Source organism: Pedobacter sp. (assembly GCF_045627485.1).
In the GTDB taxonomy this organism is placed as follows: domain Bacteria; phylum Bacteroidota; class Bacteroidia; order Sphingobacteriales; family Sphingobacteriaceae; genus Pedobacter.
In genome coordinates, this window is sequence record NZ_JAZQNU010000184.1 from 1 (window position 1) to 7,729 (window position 7,729).

A 7,729-nucleotide genomic window follows, 5' to 3' on the forward strand; every position below is an offset into this window, starting at 1 on the left:
GAATTCAGGGCAAGCAGCATGAATCCTGGTTCAGAAAATTGTAGAATTTTGCTATCCGGCAAAGCGTAAAGGAGTAGAAGTAGCATAGGTGAAGTATTACGCTGAGTGTATATAGTATTACCCTTGTAAAATTTTGCTATCCGGCAAAGCGTAAAGGAGTTGAAGTAGCATAGGTGAAGTATTACGCTGAGGGTATATAGTATTACCCTAGTAAAATTATCCGGCCAAGCGTACAAGTAGGAGACAGCATGAATAACATAAACAGAAAGAGCCCGATTCGTAAGAATCGGGCTCTTTCTGTTTTATAGAGACCTTGTTATTTATTTTTCGAGGTTACTAATACTACAATTCCAGCTACAAGGATGATCCCGCCAGCATAGGGTGGCCAGTTTACGGTTTTCTCACGGTCGGCGGAGATTTGGATAGGGCCGGCATCAACGATCTTTTCCTTCTTAGTGTACGTAAAGCCGGTCCAGATTAACAGAATGGCTCCGATGACGATTAAAATTAGTCCTACGGTTTTGTTCATAATAGCGTTTTTTTTGTTGGGTAGCCATATTGTTTAGGGGCTTCCCGGGGTTAATACTATTCCTCTTCGAAGAAATCCTGTAAACCACCAAAATAGTGCTCATCAAGTCCAGCGGTAAATTCCTCATAATCTTCGTCAGGGATATTGGTCTGAACAAATTCCAGGGAAGTTCCCTTTTTATCAGGGTGCAGTTTAATGGTCACAATGGAAGGTTCATTATCCTCTCCGAAGTACCATTGCTGTACAATTTTTTTGCCAAAGTCAAATTCCAGGTTTTTACCTACAATATCGCCGTCCCAGAAAGAGAATTCTGTACCCGGTACATCCGTAAAATGCACTTCAGCGCCTGTCCACAGTTGAATACTCATTTCTTTGGTCAGGGCAAGGTATACCTCTTCAGGTGGCGCCGGAAAAGCATAATATTTTTTAAATGTCTTCATTTTAGTTCTTTTTGTTCCTTTCTACGAGGTTCCCGTATCTTTTTTATTTATTTAAAGGCGTTCAAGCCAGTAACATCCATCCCTGTAATCAGCAGGTGCACATCATGTGTGCCCTCATAAGTTACTACAGATTCCAGGTTCATCATGTGCCGCATAATGGAGTACTCACCGGTAATACCCATGCCACCGAGCATCTGTCGGGCATTTCGGGCAATGTCCAGTGCAATTTCCACGCTGTTTCTTTTTGCCATGGAAATCTGTTCGGCGGTAGCACGGTTCTGTGATTTAAGTACACCCAGGCGCCACACCAGCAGTTGAGCCTTTGTAATTTCAGTTACCATTTCTGCCAGTTTCTTTTGCTGCAGCTGGAAACCACCAATTGGTTTACCAAATTGAATGCGTTCTTTTGAGTAACGCAGGGCGGTATCATAACAATCCATGGCGGCACCTAATGCACCCCAGGCAATTCCATAACGGGCCTGGTTCAGGCAGCCTAAAGGGCCTTTTAAACCCCTTATATCAGGGAACATATTTCCTTTAGGTACTTTCACATTGTCAAATACCAGTTCGCCCGTTGCCGAAGCCCTTAAGCTCCACTTGTTGTGGGTTTCGGGGGTGGAGAAACCCTCCATGCCACGTTCTACAATCAAACCGCGGATTTTACCCGATTCATCTTTTGCCCAAACCACGGCGATGTCTGCGAAAGGCGCATTTGAAATCCACATTTTGGCACCGTTGAGCAAAAAGTGATCACCATCTTCTTTTATATTGGTTACCATACTGCCGGGGTCAGATCCATGGTCAGGTTCCGTTAATCCGAAACAGCCCATCATCTCACCGGTAGCCAGCTTAGGAAGGTATTTCTCTTTTTGTTCATCTGTACCGTAAGTGAAAATAGGGTACATCACCAGGGAGCCTTGCACTGATGCGGTAGAGCGGATTCCAGAATCTCCACGTTCCAGCTCCTGCATGAGGATGCCGTAGGCGATGTAATCTAAGCCAGCACCGCCATAAGCAGCAGGAATAGTAGGGCCAAAAGCACCAATTTCACCCAGTCCTTTAATCAGGTGTGAGGGAAAGGCTGCCCGTTGGGCGAAATCTTCTATAATCGGGCTTACTTCCCTTTTTACCCAGTCGCGCGCCGCAGAGCGGATCAGGAGGTGTTCTTCAGATAATAGTTCGTCCAATAAATAATAATCAGGCGCTTCGTAAAGGTCTTTTTTTCCAGATTTGCTCATTGCTTTTATTTGGTTTGCTGTTGATCGTGTATATGATTATGCCTCCATCTTTCACCCTGCACAAGCTGCTAAAATTAAATGGCTGTTTAAAAATTTAAATAGGCCAATTTGTAGCATTAGTTACGATCAAAGTTAATAATTTAGCGTTATGGGCAGCAAAAACCCTTCAAAAATATAAATTTGCACAAAGAACCAGGGAAATGTTAATTCAAACCGTCGCATTAAGAGATGTTAAATTTTTTGCTTTACATGGGTATTATGCTGAAGAGCAGGTAACAGGTAATCATTTTTTGGTGAGTATCACCGTTACTTTTTTGCCGTCAGAAGATACAGAAGCGTTACAGCATACCGTTAATTACGAGGTGCTTAATGACATCATGCAACAAGAAATGCAGCATACTCAAAAACTGTTGGAAACAGTGGTTAAAAACATGATGAACAGCACACTGAGTAATTTCCCTTTCTTGCGGACTGTAGAGGTTGGCATTAAAAAGCTAAATCCTTGCATGGGCGGAGAAGTAGGGCATTCTTTTGTGCAGTTACATTATACCGCACCCATACAAAGTGCATCGTATTTCACCTCCTTTTAACACAGAGATTTTACAATTCTTTACCTCGTATCGTGCCTTTGCAGTGATAACAACAAATAAAACCAAATTTTACAACTATTAACACCAAAACGATTACCAACACATGCCATATACTAAAATTACTTCTGCCTTGCTTGTTCAGATTATAGACGCTGTTGGTTCTTCCAATGTCTTCACCGACGAAGAATCGCTGGCTAACTATGCCCATGACGAGACAGAAGATTTAAAGTACTACCCAGAAGTCGTGGTTAAACCTTTAGACACTGCGTCTATCTCTGCCTTGTTAAAGCTATGTTCCGAAAACCATATTCCAGTAACTCCAAGAGGTGGCGGTACCGGTTTAAGTGGTGCTGCTTTGCCGGTATACGGCGGTGTACTACTGTCTATGGAGAAATTCAAGGCTATTATTGACATTGATACTGAAAATCTTCAGGCCACCGTAGAGCCAGGTGTGATCACCGAAGAATTTATCAACGCAGTAGGCGAACATGGCTTGTTATACCCTGTAGACCCATCAAGTAAGGGTTCGTGTTTCATTGGAGGTAACGTGGCCCATTGTTCAGGTGGCCCAAGGGTAGTTAAATATGGTACCATTCGCGAGTATATTTTAAACCTGGAAGTGGTATTGCCTACTGGCGAAGTGATATGGACCGGGGCCAATACCTTAAAATATTCGTCGGGTTACAACCTTACCCAACTCATGATAGGTTCGGAAGGTACCCTGAGCGTGGTTACCAAGATTGTAACCAAGTTGATTCCCAAGCCGGCACAAAGTGTGCTGATGCTGGCTTCCTTTACAGAAAATGAGGCAGCATGTGCGGCCGTTTCCGCCATTTTCAGGGCAGGAATCACCCCTTCGGCCCTCGAATTTATGGAACGTAAAGGGGTAGCCTGGGTAATCGAACACGACGATATCAAGTTTGACCTTAAAGACGGCGTTAATGCTTTTCTGCTTATTGAATTTGATGGCGATGATATGGACGTTATGTTTAACGACTGTGAAAAAACCAATATGGTGCTCGAGCAGTATAACTGTACAGACGTGCTGCTGGCAGATACTGCCGGTCAGAAAGAAGAGTTGTGGCGTATGCGCAGAACCATGGCCGAATCAGTAAAATCAAATTCTGTATATAAAGAAGAAGATACCGTGGTACCAAGAGCAGCCTTGCCTAAACTAATTAACGGCATTAAAGAAATAGGCGGCAGGTATGGCTTTGAAAGCGTTTGTTATGGCCATGCCGGCGATGGCAACCTGCATATTAATATTATCAAAGCAGGAATGAGTGACGAAGACTGGAAGAACAAACTAAAAGATGGCATTACCGAGATTTTCGAACTCACTGCTGACCTTGGAGGAACCATTTCCGGAGAACATGGGATTGGTTTGGTACAAAAGGACTTTATGTCAATTAAGTACAGTGAAATTCATTTAAACCTTATGCGCAGCATTAAAAATGTATTTGATCCTGCCGGGATTTTAAATCCAGGCAAGATCTTTAATGCTGTTTAACCAGGTTTCTGTTCTGCACCCTGAAGCTGTTCGAAAGCAATCATTTTGTTTCGTTCCGTTTCAGGGATGCTTGTCGCATGTTTACCCGCATAATTAAAGGCAACACAAACCGTTTTGCCTTTACTGCACACCACTTCCTGGCCACCTACGGTTTTCACGATGAGGTATTCCAGGTCGAAACTTGAATTCCCAATTCGGGAGGTGCGAACGTAAACGATAACTTTATCTTCTAAAAAAATAGGGGTGATATAGTCCAGAGAAGCACTTGCTATGACAACACCCGTTTTTTTCCAATCCCAGTTAATGGCGTGATGCCAGTATTTGGTCCGTGCAATTTCCAGGTAAGTAAAATAAACTGAGTTATTGGCATGGCCCATCATATCGAAGTCGGCAAACCGGGTCTCTACTGTCGTTTTATATTTATAACTGTCGAATGGGTTGATTATTTCTGCCTTTTTGTCTTGAGGTTTTGTTTTTGTACGCCAGAATGTCTTAAAAATCATAGAATGTGGACTTGGTATAAGAGTTGAATAAGCTGAATAAAAATAAAGAATTAAAAATTAACAATTAGATAGGAGGAAAAAGCTATGACACTTGTAAAATTCAACAACAGAACACGCAACACAGCACCTTATTTTAACAATGTATTTGACTCTTTGTTTAATGAAGCGCTAAATAAAAACTTTAACATCAATAAAGTTCCGGGTGTAAACATCCTGGAAACTGCAGATGAATATAAAATTGAAGTGGCTGCGCCAGGTTTAACTAAAGAAGATTTCCAAATCAACCTAAAAAAAGACACACTATCCATCTGGGCAGAGAAAAAAGGAGCTGCTACAGAAGAAAAAGAAAAAGATTATAGCCGTCGCGAATTTGATTTTAGTTCATTTGCAAGATCCTTTGTATTACCAGAATCAATTGATGCTGAAAAAATCAGCGCTGAATACTTGAATGGTATATTGACAATCACCATCGGTAAAAAAGACGTAAGTCAAGAACAATTCAAAGAGATCAAAGTATCTTAATTTTCTGAAGTGTTAAACAATTAAAAAGACCGGACATCATCACGATGATCCGGTCTTTTTTTTGCCTTGCCAACTGCCCGCGATTCGCTGAAAAAAAGAAGTGGCGCCTGTTTCGTACCAGACCATTATCCATAAATAAACCCGCTTCATCTTTGATGAGCGGGTTTATTATTTATGGGTAGAATATTATGAATTATAACCCAGAATTTTCAACACTTGTTTACTGTTTTGCTCTTCGCCAAAAACCTCAAAGTTGAAAGTCTCATCGCGGTTACGGCGAATGATTACGTGTTTCGGACTAGGCAACAAACAATGGTGTATACCGCCGTATCCACTTAACACTTCCTGGTAAGCACCCGTGTTAAAGAAACCCAGATATTGCACTTTACGGGTTTTAGGCATAAACACACTGTTCATGTGCGCTTCCTGGTTGTAATAATCCTGCCCATCGCAGGTAATACCACCAAGGTTAACACGTTCGTATTCAGCATCCCAGTTATTAATTGGCAATAACACATATTTCTGGTTCAATGCCCAAACATCAGGCAGGTTGGTAATGAATGAGCCATCAAGCATTAACCATTTTTCCCTGTCGTTTTGTTGTTTACGACCCAACACCTTATAAAGAATACCAGAAGCCTCAGCCACAGTGTATTTACCAAATTCAGTAATGATATCCGGTTCAATCACATCGTGCTCTGCACAGATTTCCTTAATCCTTTTCACAATTTCATTTACCATGTACTCATAGTCGAAATCGAAAACCAGCGAATCCTTGAAAGGCATACCACCACCAATATCTAAAGTATCGAGCTCAGGGTTGATCTTTTTAAACTTGCAATACAAGGTAACATATTTCTCCAGCTCGTTCCAGTAGTACGGGCTATCCGTAATACCCGAGTTGATGAAGAAATGTAACAGTTTCACCCTGAAATTAGGGTTAACCGAGATCTTGTTGTTGTAAAAATCGATCACGTCTTCCATTCTTACGCCTAAACGAGAAGTATAGAATTGTGAATCCGGTTGTTCCTCAGCAGCAATCCTGATCCCCAGGTTACATGGCGTATCCAATTCGATCTCGTCGTCGTACAAATTGAACTCTTCTTTGTTATCTAATACAGGAATGATGTTTTTATAGCCATCATGCAGCATATCGATAATGTATTGCTTGTATTGGTAGGTTTTAAAACCATTACAGATCACGGTAATGTTTTTATCTACTGCACCTTTTTTCTCCAGGGCTTCAATCATAGGCATATCAAATGCCGATGACGTTTCCAGGTGGATGCCATTTTTTAAGGCTTCTTCTACGATATGACGGAAGTGGGAACTTTTGGTACAGTAACAATATTTATAGTCACCTCTGTAATTGTTTTTCAAGATGGCTGTTTGAAACAATATTTTGGCCTGTTGAATCTTTTTACTGATCATGGGCAGATAAGTGAAACGTAGGGGCGTACCATAGGTTTCAATCATTTCCATTAAGTTGAGGTCCTGAAAGTATAATTCATCGTCTATAATGCTATAGCCTTCTTGCGGAAAACCTACACTTAGATCAAGAAATTCGGAGTAACTCTGCATTTTTTATATTTTTGAACAATTATTAAAGGTATAGCTAATTAAAATGAGTTAATTTTGGGGCAAATATAAACCTTTTATAAAACAACAGCCGTAATTTTTTTTATGACACGAATATTAAAGGTAATAGAGGTAAAATCGGAGATCGGAGCAGGCACGCGTGGCGCGAGTCTGGGCGTAGATGCGATTAAAATTGCGGCGTTGGACTATGGAAGCAGGTTTTTTAAGAAACATCAATCTGTAGAAGTTCCCAATGAAAACCATTTGCTGCTGGAAAGTAGCGGCAGTCCCTTTGCCAAGCGCATTTCGGGCATTCTAACCATGGTAGAAAGGGTACACGATGTTATTAAAGACACGCTAGAAAATAAGGAATTTCCAATGGTGCTTTCTGGCGATCACAGTACGGCAGCAGGTACCATTTCAGGCATAAAGGCGGCGTTTCCGAAAGCAAGGTTAGGCGTAATCTGGATTGATGCACATGCTGACCTGCATTCGCCTTATACCACACCATCGGGTAACATGCATGGCATGCCGCTGGCCATGGCGCTTGACGAGGACAACCTGGATGAGAAAGTGAACAAGCTTGACCAGGAGACCATTAATTATTGGTTTCAGCTTAAAAACGTGGGAGATATTGCACCGAAGATCACCTACCGCGACCTGGTTTTGATCTCTACACGTGATATGGAGCCGCCAGAAGAGCGCCTGGTAACGAAGAATAAAGTGAAAAATATTACCACAGCCGACCTGAGAAAGCGGGGTGTGGAGCGGGTTGTGATTGAAACGATGATGTATTTAGATCATTGCGACCTTATTTAT

The 7,729-nt window shown here is 41.7% G+C and carries 9 protein-coding genes; 4 read left to right on the plus strand and 5 right to left on the minus strand.

The window, feature by feature from the left end:
* Nucleotides 1-316: 316 nt before the first annotated feature.
* Genes ACR2F3_RS14000 through ACR2F3_RS14010 form a run of 3 tightly spaced genes read right to left on the minus strand, consistent with a single transcriptional unit; the run spans nucleotide 317 to nucleotide 2,207 of the window.
* The gene (locus ACR2F3_RS14000; RefSeq protein WP_432710600.1) at nucleotides 317-529 is read right to left on the minus strand and encodes a hypothetical protein; all 213 of its coding nucleotides are present in this window, start codon (nucleotides 527-529) and stop codon (nucleotides 317-319) included.
* A gap of 56 nt (nucleotides 530-585) precedes the next feature.
* Nucleotides 586-969: an SRPBCC domain-containing protein gene (locus ACR2F3_RS14005; RefSeq protein WP_432710601.1), complete on the minus strand. Its 384-nt coding sequence runs from the start codon at nucleotides 967-969 to the stop codon at nucleotides 586-588.
* A 47-nt stretch (nucleotides 970-1,016) separates the two neighbouring features.
* Nucleotides 1,017-2,207, minus strand: a complete 1,191-nt coding sequence (locus ACR2F3_RS14010) for an acyl-CoA dehydrogenase family protein (protein WP_432710602.1) — start codon at nucleotides 2,205-2,207, stop codon at nucleotides 1,017-1,019.
* 200 nt (nucleotides 2,208-2,407) lie between these two features.
* Here ACR2F3_RS14010 and ACR2F3_RS14015 point away from each other — a divergent pair, with 200 nt between their 5' ends.
* On the plus strand, nucleotides 2,408-2,797 hold the full coding sequence (locus ACR2F3_RS14015) for a dihydroneopterin aldolase (protein ID WP_432710603.1): 390 nt from the start codon (nucleotides 2,408-2,410) through the stop codon (nucleotides 2,795-2,797).
* Between the two features lie 103 nt (nucleotides 2,798-2,900).
* Nucleotides 2,901-4,307 carry an FAD-binding oxidoreductase gene (locus ACR2F3_RS14020; RefSeq protein ID WP_432710604.1) on the plus strand — a complete coding sequence of 469 codons (1,407 nt, stop codon included), beginning with the start codon at nucleotides 2,901-2,903 and terminating at the stop codon, nucleotides 4,305-4,307.
* Here ACR2F3_RS14020 and ACR2F3_RS14025 read toward each other — a convergent pair.
* A complete protein-coding gene (locus ACR2F3_RS14025; protein ID WP_432710605.1) occupies nucleotides 4,304-4,810 on the minus strand; it encodes an acyl-CoA thioesterase in 507 nt (168 codons plus the stop codon). The two genes, ACR2F3_RS14020 and ACR2F3_RS14025, sit on opposite strands and share 4 nt — an antisense overlap.
* An 84-nt stretch (nucleotides 4,811-4,894) precedes the next feature.
* Here ACR2F3_RS14025 and ACR2F3_RS14030 point away from each other — a divergent pair, with 84 nt between their 5' ends.
* On the plus strand, nucleotides 4,895-5,332 hold the full coding sequence (locus ACR2F3_RS14030; RefSeq protein WP_432710606.1) for an Hsp20/alpha crystallin family protein: 438 nt from the start codon (nucleotides 4,895-4,897) through the stop codon (nucleotides 5,330-5,332).
* Between the two features lie 186 nt (nucleotides 5,333-5,518).
* Here the strand turns inward: ACR2F3_RS14030 and ACR2F3_RS14035 are convergent, their stop codons facing one another.
* Nucleotides 5,519-6,913 carry an arginine decarboxylase gene (locus ACR2F3_RS14035; RefSeq protein WP_432710607.1) on the minus strand — a complete coding sequence of 465 codons (1,395 nt, stop codon included), beginning with the start codon at nucleotides 6,911-6,913 and terminating at the stop codon, nucleotides 5,519-5,521.
* A gap of 102 nt (nucleotides 6,914-7,015) precedes the next feature.
* On the opposite strand from ACR2F3_RS14035, the gene ACR2F3_RS14040 reads away from it, so the two are divergent.
* Nucleotides 7,016-7,729: arginase family protein (locus ACR2F3_RS14040; RefSeq protein ID WP_432710608.1), on the plus strand; the 714-nt coding region annotated here is incomplete at its 3' end.

Coding starts and splice junctions, on each gene's coding strand:
- ACR2F3_RS14035 (WP_432710607.1), bottom strand. CDS start 6,913: ATGCAGAGTTACTCCGAATTTCTTGATCTAAGTGTAGGTTTTCCGCAA.
- ACR2F3_RS14005 (WP_432710601.1), bottom strand. CDS start 969: ATGAAGACATTTAAAAAATATTATGCTTTTCCGGCGCCACCTGAAGAG.
- ACR2F3_RS14000 (WP_432710600.1), bottom strand. CDS start 529: ATGAACAAAACCGTAGGACTAATTTTAATCGTCATCGGAGCCATTCTG.
- ACR2F3_RS14030 (WP_432710606.1), top strand. CDS start 4,895: ATGACACTTGTAAAATTCAACAACAGAACACGCAACACAGCACCTTAT.
- ACR2F3_RS14025 (WP_432710605.1), bottom strand. CDS start 4,810: ATGATTTTTAAGACATTCTGGCGTACAAAAACAAAACCTCAAGACAAA.
- ACR2F3_RS14015 (WP_432710603.1), top strand. CDS start 2,408: ATGTTAATTCAAACCGTCGCATTAAGAGATGTTAAATTTTTTGCTTTA.
- ACR2F3_RS14010 (WP_432710602.1), bottom strand. CDS start 2,207: ATGAGCAAATCTGGAAAAAAAGACCTTTACGAAGCGCCTGATTATTAT.
- ACR2F3_RS14020 (WP_432710604.1), top strand. CDS start 2,901: ATGCCATATACTAAAATTACTTCTGCCTTGCTTGTTCAGATTATAGAC.